The sequence below is a fragment of the Streptomyces sp. NPDC050145 genome (assembly GCF_044460245.1).
GTDB lineage: Bacteria > Actinomycetota > Actinomycetes > Streptomycetales > Streptomycetaceae > Streptomyces.
The window spans coordinates 385,608-405,407 of sequence record NZ_JBITJS010000002.1; the positions used below are offsets into that span (position 1 = coordinate 385,608).

15 protein-coding genes and 1 riboswitch are annotated in these 19,800 nt (G+C 73.7%); of the genes, 3 read left to right on the forward strand and 12 right to left on the reverse strand.

Annotated elements, in window-relative coordinates; genetic code table 11:
- The first annotated feature begins 9 nt into the window (after positions 1 to 9).
- On the forward strand, positions 10 to 759 hold the full coding sequence (locus tag ACIBTU_RS05310; RefSeq protein ID WP_399124539.1) for a cobalt-precorrin-6A reductase: 750 nt from the start codon (positions 10 to 12) through the stop codon (positions 757 to 759).
- Here ACIBTU_RS05310 and ACIBTU_RS05315 read toward each other — a convergent pair.
- The 3 genes from ACIBTU_RS05315 to ACIBTU_RS05325 are packed head-to-tail and all read right to left on the reverse strand — an operon-like array spanning position 729 to position 4,130.
- Entirely contained in the window at positions 729 to 2,264 is a 1,536-nt protein-coding gene (locus ACIBTU_RS05315; protein ID WP_399124540.1) for a precorrin-2 C(20)-methyltransferase, read from the reverse strand. The genes ACIBTU_RS05310 and ACIBTU_RS05315 overlap by 31 nt on opposite strands.
- The gene (locus ACIBTU_RS05320; protein ID WP_188338076.1) at positions 2,261 to 2,905 is read right to left on the reverse strand and encodes a precorrin-8X methylmutase; all 645 of its coding nucleotides are present in this window, start codon (positions 2,903 to 2,905) and stop codon (positions 2,261 to 2,263) included. The genes ACIBTU_RS05315 and ACIBTU_RS05320 overlap by 4 nt, the downstream gene beginning before the upstream one ends.
- Positions 2,898 to 4,130 (reverse strand): cobalamin biosynthesis protein CobG, encoded by a 1,233-nt coding sequence (locus ACIBTU_RS05325; RefSeq protein WP_399124541.1) that lies wholly within the window; start codon positions 4,128 to 4,130, stop codon positions 2,898 to 2,900. Before ACIBTU_RS05325 ends, ACIBTU_RS05320 begins: the two co-directional genes overlap by 8 nt.
- A gap of 73 nt (positions 4,131 to 4,203) precedes the next feature.
- Positions 4,204 to 4,356: riboswitch (cobalamin riboswitch) on the forward strand.
- Between the two features lie 31 nt (positions 4,357 to 4,387).
- Here ACIBTU_RS05325 and cobN point away from each other — a divergent pair.
- Positions 4,388 to 8,092 carry a cobaltochelatase subunit CobN gene (gene cobN / locus ACIBTU_RS05330; RefSeq protein WP_399124543.1) on the forward strand — a complete coding sequence of 1,235 codons (3,705 nt, stop codon included), beginning with the start codon at positions 4,388 to 4,390 and terminating at the stop codon, positions 8,090 to 8,092.
- Between the two features lie 21 nt (positions 8,093 to 8,113).
- Here the strand turns inward: cobN and ACIBTU_RS05335 are convergent, their stop codons facing one another.
- Both ACIBTU_RS05335 and ACIBTU_RS05340 read right to left on the reverse strand, forming a co-directional pair.
- The gene (locus tag ACIBTU_RS05335) at positions 8,114 to 10,606 is read right to left on the reverse strand and encodes a polysaccharide lyase family 8 super-sandwich domain-containing protein (protein WP_399124544.1); all 2,493 of its coding nucleotides are present in this window, start codon (positions 10,604 to 10,606) and stop codon (positions 8,114 to 8,116) included.
- A 151-nt stretch (positions 10,607 to 10,757) separates the two neighbouring features.
- Entirely contained in the window at positions 10,758 to 11,558 is an 801-nt protein-coding gene (locus tag ACIBTU_RS05340) for a hypothetical protein (RefSeq protein ID WP_399124546.1), read from the reverse strand.
- Positions 11,559 to 11,725: 167 nt separating this feature from the next.
- Here ACIBTU_RS05340 and ACIBTU_RS05345 point away from each other — a divergent pair, with 167 nt between their 5' ends.
- Positions 11,726 to 12,943, forward strand: a complete 1,218-nt coding sequence (locus tag ACIBTU_RS05345) for a cation:proton antiporter (RefSeq protein ID WP_399124547.1) — start codon at positions 11,726 to 11,728, stop codon at positions 12,941 to 12,943.
- Between the two features lie 96 nt (positions 12,944 to 13,039).
- Here the strand turns inward: ACIBTU_RS05345 and ACIBTU_RS05350 are convergent, their stop codons facing one another.
- From ACIBTU_RS05350 to ACIBTU_RS05380, 7 genes are all read right to left on the reverse strand, one after another.
- Entirely contained in the window at positions 13,040 to 14,263 is a 1,224-nt protein-coding gene (locus ACIBTU_RS05350; protein WP_399124548.1) for a glycosyltransferase, read from the reverse strand.
- Positions 14,260 to 14,514 carry a hypothetical protein gene (locus ACIBTU_RS05355; RefSeq protein ID WP_399124549.1) on the reverse strand — a complete coding sequence of 85 codons (255 nt, stop codon included), beginning with the start codon at positions 14,512 to 14,514 and terminating at the stop codon, positions 14,260 to 14,262. Before ACIBTU_RS05355 ends, ACIBTU_RS05350 begins: the two co-directional genes overlap by 4 nt.
- A gap of 75 nt (positions 14,515 to 14,589) precedes the next feature.
- Positions 14,590 to 15,027 (reverse strand): nuclear transport factor 2 family protein, encoded by a 438-nt coding sequence (locus ACIBTU_RS05360; RefSeq protein WP_399124550.1) that lies wholly within the window; start codon positions 15,025 to 15,027, stop codon positions 14,590 to 14,592.
- Positions 15,028 to 15,084: 57 nt separating this feature from the next.
- Positions 15,085 to 16,800, reverse strand: coding sequence for an aldehyde dehydrogenase family protein (locus tag ACIBTU_RS05365; protein ID WP_399124551.1), 1,716 nt, complete (start codon positions 16,798 to 16,800; stop codon positions 15,085 to 15,087).
- A gap of 39 nt (positions 16,801 to 16,839) precedes the next feature.
- Positions 16,840 to 18,117, reverse strand: coding sequence for an MFS transporter (locus ACIBTU_RS05370; protein ID WP_399124552.1), 1,278 nt, complete (start codon positions 18,115 to 18,117; stop codon positions 16,840 to 16,842).
- On the reverse strand, positions 18,114 to 19,049 hold the full coding sequence (locus ACIBTU_RS05375; protein WP_399124553.1) for a TauD/TfdA dioxygenase family protein: 936 nt from the start codon (positions 19,047 to 19,049) through the stop codon (positions 18,114 to 18,116). Before ACIBTU_RS05375 ends, ACIBTU_RS05370 begins: the two co-directional genes overlap by 4 nt.
- Before the next feature lie 151 nt (positions 19,050 to 19,200).
- Positions 19,201 to 19,797 carry a TetR/AcrR family transcriptional regulator gene (locus ACIBTU_RS05380; protein ID WP_399124554.1) on the reverse strand — a complete coding sequence of 199 codons (597 nt, stop codon included), beginning with the start codon at positions 19,795 to 19,797 and terminating at the stop codon, positions 19,201 to 19,203.
- Between the last annotated feature and the right edge of the window lie 3 nt (positions 19,798 to 19,800).

Here is a 19,800-nt window from a genome sequence, read left to right on the forward strand (position 1 = left end):
AGCTCCTCGATGCACGTACTCGTTCTCGGTGGGACGACGGAGGCCCGTGAACTGGCCGGGGCCCTGCACCCGGTACCCGGGCTCCGGGTCACCAGCTCGCTCGCGGGCCGCGTCGCCGCGCCCCGGCTGCCCGCCGGCGAGGTGCGGATCGGCGGCTTCGGCGGGCCGGAGGGCATGGCCCGGTGGATCCGCGACAACGCCGTGGACGCGGTCATCGACGCCACCCATCCCTTCGCCGAGACGATCAGCTTCAACGCGGCCGAGGCGGCCGCCACCGCCCATGTTCCCCTGCTCGCCCTGCGCCGTCCCGGCTGGGTGCCGGGCGCGGGCGACGACTGGCGGGAGGTCGGCTCCCTGGCCCAGGCGGCGCGGGCGGTCGCCGGCGCCGGGCGGGTCTTCCTCACCACGGGGCGGATGGGCCTCGCCGCGTTCGCCGGGGTCGACGACGCCCACTTCCTCGTACGGTCCGTGGACGCGCCCGAGCCGCCGTTCCCGCCGCACATGGAGGTGCTGCTCGACCGCGGCCCGTTCACCCTCGAAGGCGAGCGGGAACTGCTGGCCCGGCACCGCATCGACGTCCTCGTCACCAAGGACAGCGGCGCCACCGCCACCGCCCCCAAACTCACCGCCGCCCGCGAGGCCGGCATCCCGGTCGTCGTCGTGCGCCGCCCGCCCACCCCGGCCGGGGTGCCGGTGGCGGCCTCGGTCGCCGAGGCCGCCGACTGGCTTCAGGCGCGGTCGGAAGGCGTCTCCGGGTAGCGGCGCGGCGTCCACGCGATCGTGCGGCCGTCCCCGCGCACCGTCGCCTGCGTCTGCGAGGAGCCGACGATGAGGAGGGTGCGCATGTCGACCACGGACGGGTCCAGGTCGGCGAGCCTCACCACGCGCACGGACTCCTCCGGGCCGCCCACGTCACGGGCGAGGACCACCGGGGTGTCCGGCAGCCGCAGTTCGAGCAGCAGCTCGCGGGCCTTGCCGACCTGCCAGGTGCGGCTGCGCGAACCGGGGTTGTAGAGCGCAAGCACCAGATCCGCGGCCGCCGCCGTGCGCAGCCGCTCCGCGATGACCTCCCACGGCTTGAGCCGGTCGGACAGGGAGAGGGTCGCGTAGTCGTGGCCGAGCGGGGCGCCCGCCTTCGCCGCGGCCGCGTTCGCGGCGGTCACACCGGGCAGCACCCGCACCGGTACGTCGGTGTAGGCGTCCTGCGCCGCGACCTCCAGGACCGCCGTCGCCATGGCGAAGACACCCGGGTCACCGCCCGACACGACCGCGACGCGGCGCCCGCGCCGGGCCAGGTCGAGCGCGAACTCGGCGCGCTCCGACTCCACCTTGTTGTCCGAACCGTGCCGCGTCTGCCCCGGCCGGTGCGGCACCCGCGCCAGATACGTGGTGTACCCGACCAGGACGTCGGCGTTCGCGAGGGCGCCGCGCGACTCGGGGGTCAGCCACGGCGCGCCCGCGGGACCGGTGCCGACGACGACGACCTCGCCGCGCTCCGGCGCCGGGTCCTCGACCGGTTCGGCCTCGATCCGCGACGGCAGCACCGCCACCGAGAAGTACGGCACCGACTCCGGGTCGATGTCGGCGAGGCGGCCCGTACGCTCGCCCGCCATGAACGCCCGCTCCACGTACCGCGCGTCGTCGAGCCGGCCCGCGTTCTCCACCGCCGCCCGCACCTTGGTGAACGTACGGCCCAGCTTCATCACGACCGCCGAGTCGGCCGCCGCGAGACGGGCGTTCAGCTCGTCCTCCGGGAGCGTGCCCGGGATGACGGTGAGCGTCTCCTTGTCCTCGCACAGCGGCTCGCCGAGCCGGGCGGCCGCCGCGCTGATGGACGTCACACCGGGGATGACCGTGGTCTCGTACCGGTCCGCGAGCCGCTTGTGCATGTGCTGGTACGAGCCGTAGAAGAACGGGTCGCCCTCGGCGAGGACCGCGACCGTGCGGCCCGCGTCCAGGTGCGCGGCGAGCGTCGCCGCGGCCTCCTCGTAGAAGTCGTCCAGCGCGCCCCGGTAACCGCCCGGATGGTCCGTCGTCTCGACCGTGAGCGGGTACATCAGCCGCTCCTCGATCTGGCCCTCGCGGATGTGCTCCGCGGCGATCGAGCGGGCGATGGAACGGCCGTGGCGGGCGCAGTGGTACGCGATGACGTCCGCCCCGGCGATCGCGCGGACCGCCGCGACCGTCATCAGCTCCGGGTCGCCGGGCCCGAGCCCGACCCCGTACAACTTGCCTGCCGTGGAAGGGGAGTCGATGTCGCTCATGCCTGGATCTCCTCCTCCGTCGCGATGGCGTTCAGGGCGGCGGCCGTCATGGCGCTGCCGCCGCGCCGGCCGCGCACGATCAGGTACTCGAGGCCGAGCTCGTTCACCGCGAGCGCGTCCTTCGACTCGGCGGCGCCGACGAAACCGACCGGGATGCCGAGCACGGCGGCCGGACGCGGGGCGTCGTCCTTCGCGAGCATCTCCAGGAGGTGGAACAGGGCGGTCGGCGCGTTGCCGATCGCCACGACCGCGCCGTCCAGGCGGTCCCGCCACAGTTCGAGCGCGGCGGCGCTGCGCGTCGTGCCCAGGTCGGCGGCGAGCGCCGGGACGCGGGGGTCGCGCAGGGTGCACAGCACCTCGTTGTCGGCGGGCAGCCGCTTGCGGGTCACACCGCTCGCGACCATGTGCGCGTCGCAGAGGATCGGCGCGCCGGCCCGCAGCGCGGCACGGGCCTTCGCCACGACGCCGGCCGAGTGGCCGATGTCCTGTACGAGATCCACCTGGCCGCAGGCGTGGATCATGCGGACCGCGACCTGCGCGACGTCGGCGGGCAGCGCGGCGAGGCCGGCCGCGGCCTCCGCGCGGATGGTGGCAAAGGACTCGCGGTAGATCGCCGCGCCGTCCTTCTCGTAGTCATACACGGGGTTCGGCTCTTTCCTCGGTCGTTCGTTGCGTGCGGTAGGTGCCGTCCGGCTGCGCCACCACGTCGATGTGCGGGCCGGCGGGGTGGCCGCAGCGGCGTGCGCAGCCGGACCAGTAGGTGGGGAGTTGTCGGTGGCGGGGTTCCGCGTCCCGGCGTACGTCGGTGAGGGACTTGGCGCAGCCCGGGGTCCCGATACAGGCGCCGAGCCGGGCGGCGGGCGCCGCGGGGTCGGTGATCAGCCCGGCCGCCGCCAGGGCGGGGCGCTCCGCGGGGCCGGCGCCGGGTACGACGACGGTCCGCCAGGGGGTCATGCGCAGTTCCCTCTGCGGGAGGCGGTCGGCCAGATCGGTGAGGGTCGCCCATTGGTTCTGGGTGAACGATCCGAAGGGGGCCGTCACGGTCAGGGCTCCGCCGTTGCGGGATCCCGGTTCGTCGCCGGGTGCGGCGTTCGTCGTGGCTGGTCGCGCAGTTCCCCGCGCCCCTAGAGGCGCACTCCGTGCGCTCCAGGGGTGCAGGCCCGCCGACTTCAGGTTCCGGGATATCAACTCCGCCAGGGGCACGCCCAGTTCGGCCACGCGCCATACCCGACGGCCCGTCACTTCCGAGGCTGACGCGAGGAAAGACTCGGCCGCGATCACCGCCGCCCGCGCAGCATCCTCGTACGACACGACGAACTCCGCGTCCCCGACGGCCAGTTGGGTCGAGCCGTCGGGGCGGCCGCGCAGCAGGACATCCGGGCCGAGCCCGGCGACGTCACCGCGTCCGTCGTCCAGCGCGAAGAGGAAACGGCCCGACAGGCCCGGTGTCACCGAGCTGGCGAGGAGCGCCGCGTCGAGACCCGTCAGCCACTTCCGCACATCGACGAACCCCAGCCCGTCGAGCCCGGACATCGGCGAAGCCACGACGTTGCGGACCCGCTCGTGGGCCGGCGACGGCAGCAGCCCGGCCCCGCCGAGCACCTCCGCCAACTCCCCGCCGCACCCGTCCCGCAGCCCGCGCACCTGCACGTTCCCGCGCGACGTGAGGTGAAGCACCCCGTCCCCGAACCGCGCCGCCGCCTCCGCGACCGCCCGCGCCTGCGCGACGCCGAGCACCCCGCCCGGCACCCGCACCCGCGCGAGGAAGCCGTCGTCCGCCGCGTGCAGCCGCAGCGCGCCGGGGCAGGCGTCACCCCGGGACGTACCGGACGTACCGGGGCCGGGGGGTATGGGGGCGGAGGGCATGCCGGGGAGCATACCCAGGCTCACCAGCACTCCCGCTGTGAGCAGCGTCCCGTATCGGGCTTCTCGCCCGCCCCGTACGATGAGCGGCGACGGTCCCGTCCGGGCCGTCACATCGCCAGCGACGGCGACAGGGGAGGAAGCCCGGTGCGATTCCGGCGCGGTCCCGCCACTGTGAGCCCCCACCGGGGGCGAGCCAGGAACTCCCGCCGTCAGTAACCACCCGGGGCGCGGACACCCCGAGGAAGGCCAGACGACGCATGTCTCAGCAGCCCTCGCAGACGGCTACGCCCGCGCAGCGCATCCTGCTCCTGTCGACGTCCGACACCGACCTGCTCAGCGCCCGCGCCGCGAACGCCCTCGCGGACGCCCCGGTCACGTACCGCTTCGCGAACCCGTCCCGGACCGACGTCGGGACCGGCCTCGACGCGCTGCTCGACGGCACCGACCTCGTCGTCGTCCGCCTCCTCGGCGGCGTCCGCGCCTGGCAGGACGGCATCGACCGGCTGACCGCCGCCGGGGTCCCGCTGGTCGTGCTCACCGGCGAACAGGCCCCGGACGCCCAGCTCATGGCCGCCTCCACGGTGCCCGTCGGCATCGCCGCCGAGGCCCACAAGTACCTGGCGCACGGCGGCCCGGCGAACCTCGCGCACCTGGCCCGCTTCCTGTCCGACACGGTGCTGCTCACCGGCCACGGCTTCGAACCCCCGGCCCCCGCGCCGACCTGGGGCGCCCTCGACCGGCCCGCCCCGCAGGCCGACGGCCCGACCGTCGCCGTGCTCTACTACCGCGCCCACCACATGAGCGGCAACACCGCGTTCGTGCACGGCCTGTGCGACGCGATCGAGCAGGCCGGCGCCCGCCCGCTGCCGCTCTACGTCGCCTCCCTGCGCGCCCCCGAGGCCGAGCTGATCGAGGCGCTCGGCGCCGCCGACGCCGTCGTCACGACCGTGCTCGCGGCCGGCGGCACCCGCCCCGCCGAGGCGAGCGCGGGCGGCGACGACGAGTCCTGGGACGCGGGCGCGCTCACCGGCCTCGACGTGCCGATCCTCCAGGCCCTGTGCCTGACCTCCTCCCGCGCCGACTGGGAGGAGAACGACGAGGGCGTCACCCCGCTGGACGCCGCGAGCCAGATCGCCGTGCCCGAGTTCGACGGGCGGCTCATCACCGTGCCGTTCTCGTTCAAGGAGATCGACGAGGACGGGCTCCCCGCCTACGTCGCCGACCCCGAGCGCGCCGCCCGCGTCGCCGGGATCGCCGTGCGCCACGCCCGCCTGCGCCACATCCCGGCCGGCGACAAGAAGCTCGCGCTCGTCCTGTCCGCGTACCCGACCAAGCACTCCCGCATCGGCAACGCGGTCGGCCTCGACACCCCCGCCTCCGCCGTCGCCCTCCTGCGCCGACTCGTCGACGAGGGCTACGACTTCGGCGACACCGCCGAGATCCCCGGCTTCGTCTCCGGCGACGGCGACGAGCTGATCCGGGCGCTCATCGACGCGGGCGGCCACGACCAGGACTGGCTCACCGAGGAGCAGCTCGCCAAGAACCCGGTGCGCATCCCCGCCGCCGACTACAAGCGCTGGTACGCGGAGCTGCCGCAGGAGCTGCGCGCGTCCGTCGAGCGGCACTGGGGCCCGCCGCCCGGTGAGATGTTCCTCGACCGCTCCCGCAACCCGGAGGGCGACATCGTGCTCGCCGCCCTGCGCCGCGGGAACCTGCTCATCCTCATCCAGCCGCCGCGCGGCTTCGGCGAGAACCCGATCGCGATCTACCACGACCCCGATCTCCCGCCGTCCCACCACTACCTGGCGGCCTACCGCTGGATCGCCGCGTCCTCGGACGACCGCGGCTTCGGCGCCGACGCGATGATCCACCTCGGCAAGCACGGCAACCTGGAGTGGCTGCCCGGCAAGAACGCGGGCCTGTCCGCCGCCTGCGCCCCCGACGCCGCGCTCGGCGACCTCCCGCTGATCTACCCGTTCCTGGTCAACGACCCGGGCGAGGGCACCCAGGCCAAGCGCCGCGTCCACGCCACGCTCATCGACCACCTCGTGCCGCCGATGGCCCGCGCCGACTCCTACGGCGACATCGCCCGCCTGGAACAACTCCTCGACGAGTACGCCCAGATCGCCTCGATGGACCCGGCGAAGCTCCCGGCCATCCGGGCGCAGATCTGGACCCTCATCCAGGCCGCCAAGCTCGACCACGACCTCGGTATGGCCGACCGTCCCGACGACGACGGTTTCGACGACTTCCTGCTCCACGTCGACGGCTGGCTGTGCGAGGTCAAGGACGCGCAGATCCGCGACGGCCTGCACGTCCTGGGCGCCGCGCCGCAGGGCGAGGCCCGCGTGAACCTGGTCCTCGCGATCCTCCGCGCCCGCCAGATCTGGGGCGGCACGACCGCCCTGCCGGGCCTGCGCGAGGCGCTCGGCCTGGACGAGTCGGCCGCCACCCGCACGAACGCGGACGAGGCGGAGGCGGTGGCTCGCGCCCTGGTCGAGGCGATGGAGGCGGCGAACTGGGATCCCGCCGCGGTCGCAAGCGTTGTTGCCGACCGCGGGCCGGTGGGGGCTGGTCGCGCAGTTCCCCGCGCCCCTGAAGGCGATGACTCCGTCATCGCCATCCTCGACTTCGCCGCCCGCGAGGTCGTCCCCCGTCTGAGCCGGACCACGGACGAACTGGACCACTCCGTCCGCGCGTTGGAGGGCCGCTTCGTTCCCGCGGGCCCCTCCGGGTCCCCGCTCCGCGGCCTCGTCAACGTCCTGCCGACCGGCCGCAACTTCTACTCCGTGGACCCGAAGGCCGTCCCGTCCCGCCTCGCGTGGGAGACCGGCCAGGCCCTCGCCGACTCCCTCGTCGAGCGCTACCGGCAGGACAACGACGGCGCGTACCCCACGTCCGTCGGCCTGTCCCTGTGGGGCACGAGCGCCATGCGCACCGCCGGCGACGACGTGGCCGAGGCCCTCGCCCTGCTCGGCGTCCGCCCCGTCTGGGACGACGCCTCCCGCCGCGTGAACGGCCTGGAGGCGATCCCGTACGAGGAGCTGAACCGGCCCCGCATCGACGTGACGCTGCGCATCTCCGGCTTCTTCCGCGACGCGTTCCCGCACGTCATCGGCCTGCTCGACGACGCGGTCCGGCTGGCCGCGTCCCTGGACGAGCCGGACGAGCACAACCACGTACGGGCCCACGTGCAAGCCGACCTCGCCGAGCACGGCGACGAACGCCGCGCCACCACCCGCATCTTCGGCTCCCGCCCCGGCACGTACGGCGCCGGCCTGCTCCAGCTGATCGACTCCAAGGACTGGCGCACGGACGCGGACCTCGCCGAGGTCTACACGGTGTGGGGCGGCTACGCGTACGGCCGCGGCCTGGAAGGGCGGGCGGCCCGCGGCGAGATGGAGACGGCCTACAAGCGCATCGCGGTCGCCGCCAAGAACACGGACACCCGCGAGCACGACATCGCCGACTCCGACGACTACTTCCAGTACCACGGCGGCATGGTCGCCACCGTCCGCGCCCTGCGCGGCACCGCCCCCGAGGCGTACATCGGCGACTCCACCCGCCCGGAGACGGTCCGCACCCGCACCCTGGTCGAGGAGACGTCCCGCGTCTTCCGCGCCCGCGTCGTGAACCCCAAGTGGATCGAGGCGATGCGCCGCCACGGCTACAAGGGCGCCTTCGAACTCGCGGCGACCGTCGACTACCTCTTCGGCTACGACGCCACGACCGGCGTCATCGCCGACTGGATGTACGACAAGCTCACGGAGACGTACGTCCTCGACGAGACGAACCGCCAGTTCCTCTCCGAGGCCAACCCCTGGGCCCTGCACGGCATCGCCGAGCGTCTCCTGGAGGCCGAGTCCCGCGGCATGTGGGAGAAGCCCGACCCCCAGGTCCTGGAAGCCCTCCGCCAGGTCTACCTGGAGACGGAAGGCGACCTGGAGGACGACGAGTCCTAGCCCGTCCCGTGCCCGTCCCGTTCAAGGGCGCAGCGTCACCGTGAAGCTGCGCCCGTACGCCTGACGCACGTCGAACTCCACGCGCGTGCCGCCGGGGACGGGGGTCACCCGGGCGCCGTCGTCGCCGGACACCTTGCGCAGGGTGCGCCCCCGCAGGGTCACGGTGACGGTGTCGCGCCCGGTGGTGGGGTCGGACACGGCGAGGGTCGTGTCCCGGTTCTCCTCGCGTACGAGCACGGAAGCCGGTCCTTCGATCACGAGCCCCGCCGTGTGGTGGGCGCCCGGGGCGAAGGTGTTCGCGGCGGTCAGGCCGAGGCCCTCGTGACGGACCGCCTGGAGACGCGGGGTGTTGGCGAGGACGCGGACGCCGTCGTACGAACGGACCGCCTCCGCCGTGGCGTTGGGGAGCAGGGCCCAGGCGAAGGCGAGCGGCTCCGCGCCGGGCGGCTGCCCGATCGTCAGGGAGAAGACCTGCTTGGTGACGGCCGTGTCCGGGTTCGAGAGGCGGACGGTGCGGCGGCTGCGGGTGACGGTCGTCAGACGGGGCTCGGCGGCCGGCCCACCGAGCCGGACGTAACCGACCGCCGCGCCCTGCGTGGCATCGGCCCACCGCACCCAGGAGTCCCCCTCCGTCACGGACACCGCGTCGCCCGCCGCCGCGATCCGCGCGTCCAGCGTCGTCGTCACGGCCCGGCCCGCGCCCGGCGCGTCCCCGACCCCCGCCCCGAGCAGCACGATCTCCTCGTCCAGCAGGAACCAGGAACGGGTGGCGCGGGCGGAGCGGTACGCCACGAAGTCGTCCGGCAGGATCCCGGCCGCCTTGTCCCGCCACGGCACGTCGTCCGTGAGCACCCAGCCGACCGCCCCGTACGCGCCGAGCACGGCGCCGCCGGAGTGGCTGCCGGTGGCGGTCGGGAAGTAGACGTACGTGTTCTGCGACTCGCTGGACGCCGTGAAGTTCAGCGGGTGGTCCGGGTTGTCGTAGAAGAGCTTGCCGCCGTACGACTCCGGGACCGTGGCCCGGTGTTCGACGGGCGCGGTGACGCCCGCGAGGCCGTACGGGGAGACGGTGGCGAGGTGGTCGACGCCGTACGCCTGCCGCTGGTCCTGCCCGGACAGGTACAGGTGGTGCGCGCCGTCGCCCTGGAACCACGGCATCAGGTTCTCGCCGCTCATGTACTCGTACTTGGAGATCCGGTCCGAGCTGCGGGAGAGGGTGAACGCGTAGCCGGGGCGCCGGTGCACGGTGCGGTCCATCGCGTTGAAGGCCACCGACCGGGCGGGCGGGTTGAGGTCGGCGGCCGGGACGGAGGCGTCGGCGAGGAGGTCGGCGTAGCGGACGATGCTGAGCGGGGAGACGAAGGACGTGGGGTCGAGCGCGGTGCGGGAGCCGGCCCGGATGTGCTTCACGTAGCTCTTGAGGGCGCGGGCCGGTGCGCCGTCGGACAGGGAGGCGAGGTCGACGACGGCCTCCACGATCACGGCCACGTCGTCGTACCCGGTGCCGGTGCGCGACACCGCGCGCCCCTTCACCGCCTCCGTCATCCAGCCCTCGAAGATCAGCGGCGCGAACCCGTCCCTGACCCACCCGTGCACCACCGGCACCAGCGCGTCGCCGTGCGCGAAGCCGCTCCCGTCGAGGATCTTCAGCGTCTGCACGACCCGGCTGAGCAGGCCCTTCCCGTACGAGCCGGTGTAGGCGACGGAGGAGTGCTGGAGGAAGGAGCCGTCGGCGTAGTACCCGTCCGTGACGCCGTGCCGCAGGTGGTACGGGTCGATCGTCGCGAACACGGTCAGCTGGTCGGTGAGCGCCTTGCGGACGCGGGCCTCGTCGGCGGCGAGGGCGCCTTGGAGGATGCGGTTGGTGGTGATGTCGGCGAGGTTGGCGCCGGTGTGGAACCGGGAGTCGAGGTCGACGTCGCCGTCCTTGCCGTTGCGCAGGTACGCGTCCATGGAGGCGAGGTACGTCGTGACCAGTGCGGCGGGGGCGCGGTCGGCGAGCAGGACGAGGGTGCGGGTGATGTGCTGGGAGATCCCGATCTCCCAATAGAACCAGTTGCCGTAGTAGCCCTTCGCCTGGTCGCCGTAGAAGCGCTCGTGCAGCCACGTCAGCCCGTCGAGCACCCGGTCCTGGACGGCCGGACTCCGGTACAGGTCGGGGGAGATGCCGGACGTCCGGGTGGCGAGCGCGATCTCGTACAGCCGCTGGTAGCTGGTGTTGAGGTTCGGGTCGCTGGTGCCGAGGGGGAGACCGGCGAAGAGCTCCGCGTCACCGGTCGCGGCGTCGAGCGCGGCGAGGTTCGTACGGGCCGTGCGTTCGATCGCGGCGCGCTTGGCGGCCGTCTCCGTACGGGAGTTGGAGTCCGCGGTGCCGGCGAACACGGCGACGGTGTTGGCGATCACCCGCGCCGCCCCGTCCGCGGCCCGCGCGGCCCCGGCCCACCCGACCGGCACCACCCCGAGCACTCCGGCCGCCCCCAGCATCCCCAGCACGTGCCTACGACTGAGTCCCATCCGCCGGACGATGGCAGACCATCACCTCCGTAACAAGGGTCCGCGCATGTCCCCTGGGGTGCACGGAGTGCGCCTTCAGGGGCGCGGGGAACTGCGCGACCAGCCACGACGCGCGCGTCACCCGGCGACGCGACCGCCACGTACAACGGCGCTACTCCCACCAAGCCCTGCGCACCCGCAGGGACCCCGTGCTCTCGCACCCCGCCCCGTTCACCACTTCCTCCGCGTCGAGACTCCAGCCCACCACCCCGTTCCCCTTCCGCCCGAGCTCGATGACCCGCTGCGCGTCGACGTGCCGTCCCTCCTGCACCTGGCAGCGCAGCACCGAGGTCCAGGCCCGCCCGTCCAGTGCGGTCCCGACGGCCAGGAGGGGGAGGACCAGAACGGTGAGCACTGCCGCCACCCACTGTTCGGTCCCGCTGATCCGCCGCAGCCAGGGAGCCGGTTCGTACGAGGGGTCGTGGTGGTGGCGGCCGCGCCGGCCGGCCCGGTACTCGACGACCACCCCCTCACGGAGCGCGAACGCGACGAGCCCGGTGCCGAGCCCCCACCAGGGCCCGTAGAAGCACCCGGCGAGGATCCCGACGGCGAGCGGGTTCGCGACGGTGAGGGCGAGGCGGCGGGCGGTGCCGAGCAGCCCGCCGCCCTTCGGGACTGCGCCCCGCGCGGCGAACAGCGCGAACACGATGCGGGAGGCGACGATCCCGAGCACGGCCCCGAGCAGCGGTTCGGTGAGGATCATGCCGATGAGCACGTCCGGCCAGTTGCCGAACTCCATGCCGACGAACACGTCCCGGGCGCCCTCGGGGTCGCCCACCGTGTACGCGACCTTGATCGCGGGGACGGCGAGGGCGAGCGCGAGGAGCACGGTGTGCCCGGGGCCGCCCTTGCGGTCCATGGAGCGGACCTGTTCCTGCTGTTGCTGTTCCTGCACCTGCTCCTGCTCTGGCATGCGGCCCACTGAAACACCTGCTCCGGGCCGGGTCCGGGAGGCGGCGCCGGGCCGGTCCCTCACCCGCACGGTCGGCTCTCGGATGCGCGCGGGGCCCGCCGCACCGATGGTCGTAGCACCGGAGTGCACCGGAAGGCGCCGGAATTCGGCTCGGGACGGGGGACGGTGTGGGGCAGGCAGGGACGCTGATCCTCATCATGGCGGCGGCGGTCGCGGCGCCGCTGCTCGCGCACGGCGTGGGCCGCTGGGCACGGATCCCCGTCGTCATCTTCGAGATCGTCCTCGGCATCCTGATCGGGCCGGACGTGCTGGGCTGGGCGCACGGCGGCGAGGTCGTCGACGTGCTGTCCGACCTCGGCCTGTCGATGCTGATCTTCCTGGCGGGCTACGAGATCGAGTTCGCCGCGATCAAGGGCGACACCCTGCGCCGGTCGGTCGCTGCGTGGGTCGTGTCGCTGGCGCTGGGCCTCGCGATCGCGCTGGCCCTGACCGGGCTCGACCTCGCCCGTACGGTCATCATCGGCACCGCCCTGACCAGCACGGCGCTGGGCACGGTGCTGCCGATCCTGCGGGACAGCGGCGATCTGGAGGGCCGGTTCGGCACGGTGATGCTGGCGTTCGGCGCGGTCGGCGAGTTCGGGCCGATCATCGCGATGGCGGTGCTGCTCAGCGGGCGCAGCCCCGGTACGGCCACCGTCGTCCTCGCGGTGTTCGCGGCGATCACCGCGGCCGCCGTGTTCTGGGCGCTGCGCCCGCGCCCGCCCTGGTTCAGCCAGGTGATCCGGACGACCCTGCACACGAGCGGCCAGTTCGCGGTGCGGTTCGTCATGCTGCTGCTCGTGGCGATGCTCGCGCTGTCGCAGGCCTTCGGCCTGGACGTGCTGCTCGGCGCGTTCGCGGCGGGCCTGCTGACGCGGCTGGTGCTGGTCGGGGCGGCGCCGGAGAGCAGCGAGGAGGTCCTGGAGAAGGTCGAGGCGATGGGCTTCGGGTTCCTCGTGCCGCTGTTCTTCATCGTGACCGGCATCGAGTTCGACCTGGCCTCGCTGCTGGACGGCGGCCGCTCGCTGGTCCTGCTGCCGGTGTTCCTGGTGCTGTTCGTCGTGGTCCGCGGCCTGCCCGCGTACTTCCTGGCCCCGCGCGACCTGAGCCCGCTCAGCCGCCGGGCCCTGACCGTGTACTCGGCGACCTGTCTGCCGCTCGTCGTGGCGATCACCGCGATCGGCGTCGACGACGGGGTGCTGGCGCAGAGCGACGCGGCGGCGCTGGTCGGCGCGGCGATGATCTCCGTCCTGGTCTTCCCGCTGCTCGCGATGCGGCTGCGGGCGCGGGCCCGGGGCACGGCGCCGGCGCTGCCGCGCGGGACGGGGGAGACGGAGACCTGGTGAGCCGGGGCCGCGCTCCTTGGCTCAGCCCGGACTGTCTCGGCCTGACCTGTCTCAGCCCAGACTGTCTCAGCCCGGACTGTCTCAGCCCAGACTGTCTCAGCCCGGACTGCGGGGCAGGTCCCAGACGACCCGCCGCTCGCGCGGGCCGCGTAGCAGCCCCTGCGTCTGGGTGGTGATCGCGGCGAGCGCGTTGATGGTCCAGTGGGCGAGCGGATACAGGGGCAGCAGCAGGCAGGCGTAGAGGAGCCGTGGGTCGAGGCGGAGTTCGACGGCGACGGCGATCGCGATCTGGAGCATCGCGACGACGGCGATCCCGACGCCCCACGCGATCATCCAGCGGAACTTGGTGTCGCCCGGGTGCCCGATCCAGTGCACGACGCCCCACACGGTCGCCGCGAGCATGGTGAGCACCCAGACGTAGGAGAGGAGGGCCTCGACGGCGATGGGCCACATGCCGCGGTGCCGGGCGCGGGCGACGGTGCGGCCGTGCGTGCGCAGGACCTCGCCCTGGCCGCGGGCCCAGCGGGTGCGCTGCGCCCAGATGCCGCTCAGGGTCTGCGGGACCTGCATGCCGACGAGGGCGTGCGGGGCGAAGCCGGTGAGGTGCCCGGCCTCCAGGAGCCGCCAGGTCAGTTCGATGTCCTCGGTGGCCATCCGGGGGTCGTAGCCGCCGACGGCGAGGACGGCGTCGCGGCGGAACAGTCCGAGGACGCCCGCCACGGTGCCGACCCGCCCGGCGAGCGCGTGAGTGCGGCGCATGAGTCCGATCAGCGAGGCCGTCTCCAGCATCTGCATGGTGGCGAGGACGCTGCCCCGGTTGGTGACGCGGGGGCTGCCGGCGACGGCGGCGTAGCGCGGGGAGCGCTGGATCCGCGCGACGAGGTGGCGCACGGCGTCGGGGTGCAGGTGGGTGTCGGCGTCGGTGACGAGGACGAGGTCGTGGCGGGCGCGGCGCATCCCGTCGTTGAGGCGGTCGGCCTTGCCGAGGTTCACCCCGTCGTCGACGACGGTGACGCGCGGGTCGTCCCCGGCGGCGGCGCGGGCCGCGGTGACGGTGGCGTCCTTGGAGCCGTCGTTGAGGACGAGGATCTCGAGCTCCGGGTAGTCGACGCGGCGCAGGGCCTCGACGCAGCGGGCGATGACCGCCTCCTCGTTGTAGGCGGGGACGAGGACGGTGACGCCGGGCCAGCCGCCCGCCGGCTCGATCGCGTCGGGCCGCTCGTCGAGGAGCCGGAAGGCGACCCCGCCGATCATCCACGCGGCGCCGGTCACCACCGGGTAGAACGCGAGGAAGACGAGCAGGACGTCGAGGAAGCTCACGGGGCCTCTCCCTCCTTGCGGCGCCGGGAGGCGCTGCCGAAGGCCAGGGCGATCCCGAAGACGCACCACGAGACCAGGACGGCGAGCAGCAGGTGCCGCAGGATGAACGACTGCCCGAGCAGGACGACCGCGAGGACACCGGCCGCGAGCCAGATCAGCGTGCCGAGGAGGAACGCGAGGATCTTGCGGCGGCCCGGGGCGGGCCGGGCCGGCTCGAACCGGAGTGGCGGGTGCCTGCGGCTGGTGCTCATCAGCCGCAAGCCTAGGACGCCAAAGGTCAGGTATGCACCTTATGTCTGCCGTTGCTTCCGTCGTTGTGTCCGTCGTTACGGGATGCAGGCGGCGGCGACCGACACGCTGTTCTCGTACAGGTGGAAGCGCGTGATGCGCCCCTCCTCCACGGTCAGACGCAGCGCGTAGGGGCCCTCGAAGGACTTGCCGGTGGCGCGCACGGTGCCGGAGAGGTGCCCCATCAGCACGGCGTCCGTGCCGTCGACGAGCATCGTGTCGACCGAGGCGCGGGCGTCCTCGGCGACGGTGTGCGCGGCCAGCTCCTCGAACTGCGCGGCGCACTCGGCGGCCGTGCGGCGGGGCCGGATCCACGGGACCACGGGGTTCTCCGCGAGCAGCCAGTCGACCTCGTCGGCGAAGAGCGCGGTGAGCGCCTCGGTGTCGGCGGTGGCCCGCGCGGCGAAGAAGGCGTCGACTGCGGTGCGGGTGGCCTGGGCGGCGTCGGTGCGGTGGGTGTCCTGTGAGGTGGTCATGGATCGATCGTGGCCCAGGCCGCCGGAATGCGCGATGACCTCAGAGGTAATGCCTCGTCAGCCGCGCAGTGCCGAAGCGAGGATGCCCGGCAGGCGCAGCAGCCTGCCGTCGGCGGTGTACGCGGTGAGGCGGCGCATCGTCGTGCGGCCGGTGCGGTTGGTGACGTAGTACGGCGGGCGGGGGGACAGCGAGGGCGAGCCCGTGAACAGGCCGCGGGGCGCGGGCGCGAACGGCGCGCGCAGCACCGTCTTCTCGACGTCCTCCAGCTGGAAGGCGTTGTGCACGAAGCCGATGCCGCTGCCGACGTCCTGCCGGGTGTGGCCGGGGAACGCGCCCCACGGCGTGTAGCCGAGCAGGAAGCCGAACGCCGACCAGCAGTTGACGCCGAGCGTCCCGTAACGCAGCGCGGCGATCGCCCCGTCGACCGCCGCGCGGTGGACGCGCTCGGTGCGGGGGTGGACGAGGAGCGTCGCGCCGAGTGTGCCCGGCAGCCGGTCGTTGGCGAACTCCGCGGCCGCGGCGAGGAACGCCGGGGCGTCGTCGCCGGGCAGCCGCACCACTCCGAGCGCGCTCGCGAACACCTCGACGGTGAGCATCGGGTCCTCGAGATCGCTGATCTCGGGGACCAGGACCCGGCAACCGTCGTCACCGTAGGTCTCGGCGTCGGGGTGCGTCCCGGCTGTCGCGGCGATCCGGCCGGCCGCGCCGGGGTAGTGGTCGGTGCGGCGCGGGAGTTCGCGCAGTACCCGGCGGATCTCGCCGAGCAGCCGCTCCGTGCCGTCCCAGTCCCGCGGCACGAGCAGGACCTGGGTGGCGACGCAGTTGTGCCCGGAGTTGTTGAGCTTGCTCGTGACGATGTGCTCCGCCTGGAAGCGGAAGTCCGCAGCGCTCCAGGGCCCGGGCGTCACGATGCACGGACTCACCCCGCCGAGCTCGCTCGTGAACGGCTTGCCGTTGAGCGGGGTGCCGGCCGCGCGGCGCTCCGCGGCCCGCTCGTCCGTGCCCCACACGATCGCGTCGTGGGTGCGCTCGCTGCCGGTGACGTGGATGGTGCCGACGCCCTCGTGCGTGGTCAGGTACGCGCCCTCCGCCGCGCCCCCGTCCACGAAGCGCACCCAGCCGCGTTCCACGAACTCGGCGAACACCGCCTCAAAATGGGGCCGCAGATACGCGTTGACCGGGTTCATCTTGGCGAGGACGACCTGGCCCTCGGCGTACAGCTTGTGCAGGACGTCGAGCGGGGTGATCGCGGCGACGTTGCCCGCGCCGAGCACCAGCGCGACCCCGCTCGCGCCCGCCCGGCCCCGGTACTCGCCGGCCGCGCGGGCCAGGACCTGCTCGCGGGTGGTGCCCGGCAGCGTCCACACCTGGGCGCCGAAGCCGCTCAGCAGCAGCCGGTCGGAGCCGGTGACCGGGAAGACGTCGACGACCGTACGTCCCTGACGGGTCCGAACCGCCTGGTGCGGTACGGGAGTCCGGCCCGCCTCGATGCGCCGCAGCACATGCAGAGTGGCGCGCACACCCTGCGCGAGGGCCCAGGGCGCCGCGACCCAGTCCTCGGCGGCCCAGGCGGAGTCCTCCGGGTAGCCCTTGGCGTGGGCCGCGTCGGCGACCATGGCGGCGGCGCCGCTCGCGATCCGCGGCAGCATGCGCTCCAGCAGGGCGATCCGCTCGGGCAGCGCGGTCGCGGTCCAGCTTCCCGCGCGCTCGCGCAGGTCGTGCACGGCCCGGTCCAGCGGCGCGGTGTCGAGCGCCGATGCGGTGCTGCTCACAGGTCAACTCCTCTTGTGGCCATGTGTGGTCAGGTGTGTTCAGGCGGTCAGGCGGGCCCGGTCGCGCTCCGGGTCGACGAGCGCGTAGGCGACCACGGCGCCGGTGGCGAGCAGCACGCCGGACAGCAGCACCGCGTGCCGGTATCCCGCGGTGCCCCCGGCGTCGACGAGGGCACCGACGACCGCGGGCGCGACCAGGCCTGCCGCCGTCACCAGCGCGTTCATCAGGCCCAGGGCGCCGCCGCCGCGGCCCGGCGGGGCGAGGGCGGCGACGGTGGTCGCGGCCACCGTGGCGTACGCGCCGCCGAAGCCGAAGCCCAGCGCGATCAGCACGGTCTGGGATCCCCGTCCGTCGGTCAGCGGGGTGAGCAGCAGGCACACGGCGCCGATCGCGAGCAGGCCCGCGCCCACCCGGCCGCGCGCGGTCTTGGCGCTCGCGCCGCGCCGCATCAGCCGTCCGGTCAGCCACGCCTGCCCGAACAGGACGGCGGCGCCGACCGCCCAGGGCGCGACGATCACCAGACCGGTGGTGCCGGCCGGGTAGCCGAGGGCGTGGCGCAGGTACGACGGCAGCCACACCAGCATCAGCGCCACGGTCCAGTAGCTGGTGAAGTACGCGAGAGTGGTGCCGATCCAGGTGCGGCTGGCGAAGATCCGCCGGTAGGGGACGCGCGGCGCGGTGGCGGCCGCGGGTCCGGTGGCCGGGCGCGGGCTGTCCGCGCCGAGCGCCGCCCAGGCGAGTGCCCACGCGGCGCCGGCCACCGCCAGTACCCACAGGGCCGAGCGCCAGCCGTGGTGCTGGATCAGCCAGGTCAGGGTGGGTGCCGAGACGATGACGCCGAGGGTGATGCCGACCGTGATCAGCGCGCCCGGCAGGTTGCGCCGGTGGTCGGGGAACCAGGACAGGGTGGCCTGCTGGGCCACGGGGAAGGCGGGGCCCTCCGCGGCGCCGAGGAACACCCGGGAGCCGACCAGTACCGCGAGCCCGCCGCCGATCGCCGGCGGCACCTGCGCCACCGACCACAGTGCGGCCATGACCAGGAGCAGCACCTTCGGCGACACCCGGTCGGCGGCGAGTCCGACCACGATCGCCGCCACCGAGAACAGCAGGAAGAACGCGCTGTTGGCGAGCCCGAACTCGGTGGCGCTCAGGTGCAGATCGGCGCGGATCTCGTCACCGGCGAGCCCGAGGACGGACTTGTCGGCGAAGTTGACCATCATGAAGACGACGAGCAGCGCGGTCACCGTCCAGGCCCGCCGCCCGCCGCCCCGGGCCGCCTCGACTTCCGTACCCCGTACGGCGGATGTGGTGGTCATGCGAGCGGGACCCCGGCGATGGCGATGCGCTCCATCACCCGGCGCTGCGGGAAGTAGTCGTTGACCGCGTAGTGCTGGACGGCGATGTTGTCCCAGATCGCGATCGAGTCGGGTTCCCAGTGGAAGCGGATCTGGAACTCGGGGATGCGTGCCTGCAGGACGAGGATGTCGAGCAGTTCGCGGTTCTCCTGCTCGGACAGGCCCTTGATGTACCGGGTGAAGGGCTCGTTGACGTACAGCGTCCGGCGGCCGCTGCGCGGGTGGCGGACGACGACGGGGTGCTCGACCCGCGGCCAGCTCGCGCGGAAGGCGGCCTTCTGGGCGTCGTCCATGAGCGCGCCCCAGCTGGCTTCCCAGTCGTGGACGGCGGTCAGTCCGTCGATGCGCTGCTTCAGCTCCTCGGGCAGGTTGTCGTAGGCGGCCGCCATGTCGGCCCACATGGTGTCGCCGCCCGCGGCGGGCACCTCCACGGCGCGCAGCACGGCGCCGAGCGAGGGGTTGGCCATGAACGAGTGGTCGCTGTGCCAGATGTTCTTGTTGCCCGCGGCCTTGGCGTCCTTCGCGAGGCGGGAGATGCCGGGGGTGCCGGTCCGCGCGAAGAACGGGTTGGGCTCGGGGTCGCCCCACACCGCGGAGAGCGCGAGCTGGTGCTCGGCGGTGAAGCCGTGCTGCCTGCGGAAGAAGATCACCTTCCATTCGAGGAGGGCCTGGCGCAGTTCCCCGGCGAGTTCCCCGGTGACCGGCCGGGTCAGGTCGACTCCGCCGAGGACGGCGCCGAAGTGGGGGGTGAGCGGGGCGACCTCGAAGCAGGTGTACGCGGGCTGCTCGGTGCCGGGGGCGAGCCGGTCCAGGGTGCGGCGCCCGTAGTGCATCAGGGGCTTGTCGAGCACCGGGCGGGGATCGGCCACGGAGGCCGAGGCGACGTCGTGCATGAGGGAGTCCTCCCGACAGCGCACGCGGAACGCGAGCGGCTGGATGACAGACACGGATTACGTAACCGGCAGTATCGATATTGAGTCGCGGCGAGGCAAGGGGGTGTGACGGGTTGATTTCCGCGGCGCGGGTGACGGCACCCGCGCGGTGTCAGGACGCGACCGCGCGCCCCACCAGGTCCACGACCGAGTCGACCAGCGCCTCGTCCGGCAGCCGTTGCTCGGCGACCAGCCGGAACACCAGCGAGGAGGCGACCAGGGTCGTCGCCGTGGACAGATCGGCGTCCGGCCGCACGTCGCCGCGCGTCACGCCGCGCTCCAGGACGTGCCGGGTCTCGCTCGTCACGCGCGCCGTGTACGCGCCGTACCCCTCGGGCACCATGTCCTGCTCGGCGGCGGCGCCGATCACCCCGGCGAGCAGCCGTGCGATGCCGGGCTGCCGGTACGCGGTCATGCGGGCGGTCAGGACGGCCCGCAGCTCGGCGCGGAAGTCACCCATGTCCGGCACGTTCAGCGGCCCGATCCGGGACTCGGCGGCCGCGATGACGAGGTCCTGTTTGGTGGGCCAGCGCCGGTACATGGCGGGCTTGCTGACGCCGGCGCGGGCCGCGACGGCGTCCATGGTCAGCGCGGCCATGCCGCTCTCCGCCACCAGCTCGACCACGGCGTCCAGGACGGCACGCGTGACGTGCTCCTGGCGCGGCCGGCCCGGTCCCCGCCGCGTGCCCCGCCCCTGATCGTCCGCCATGCG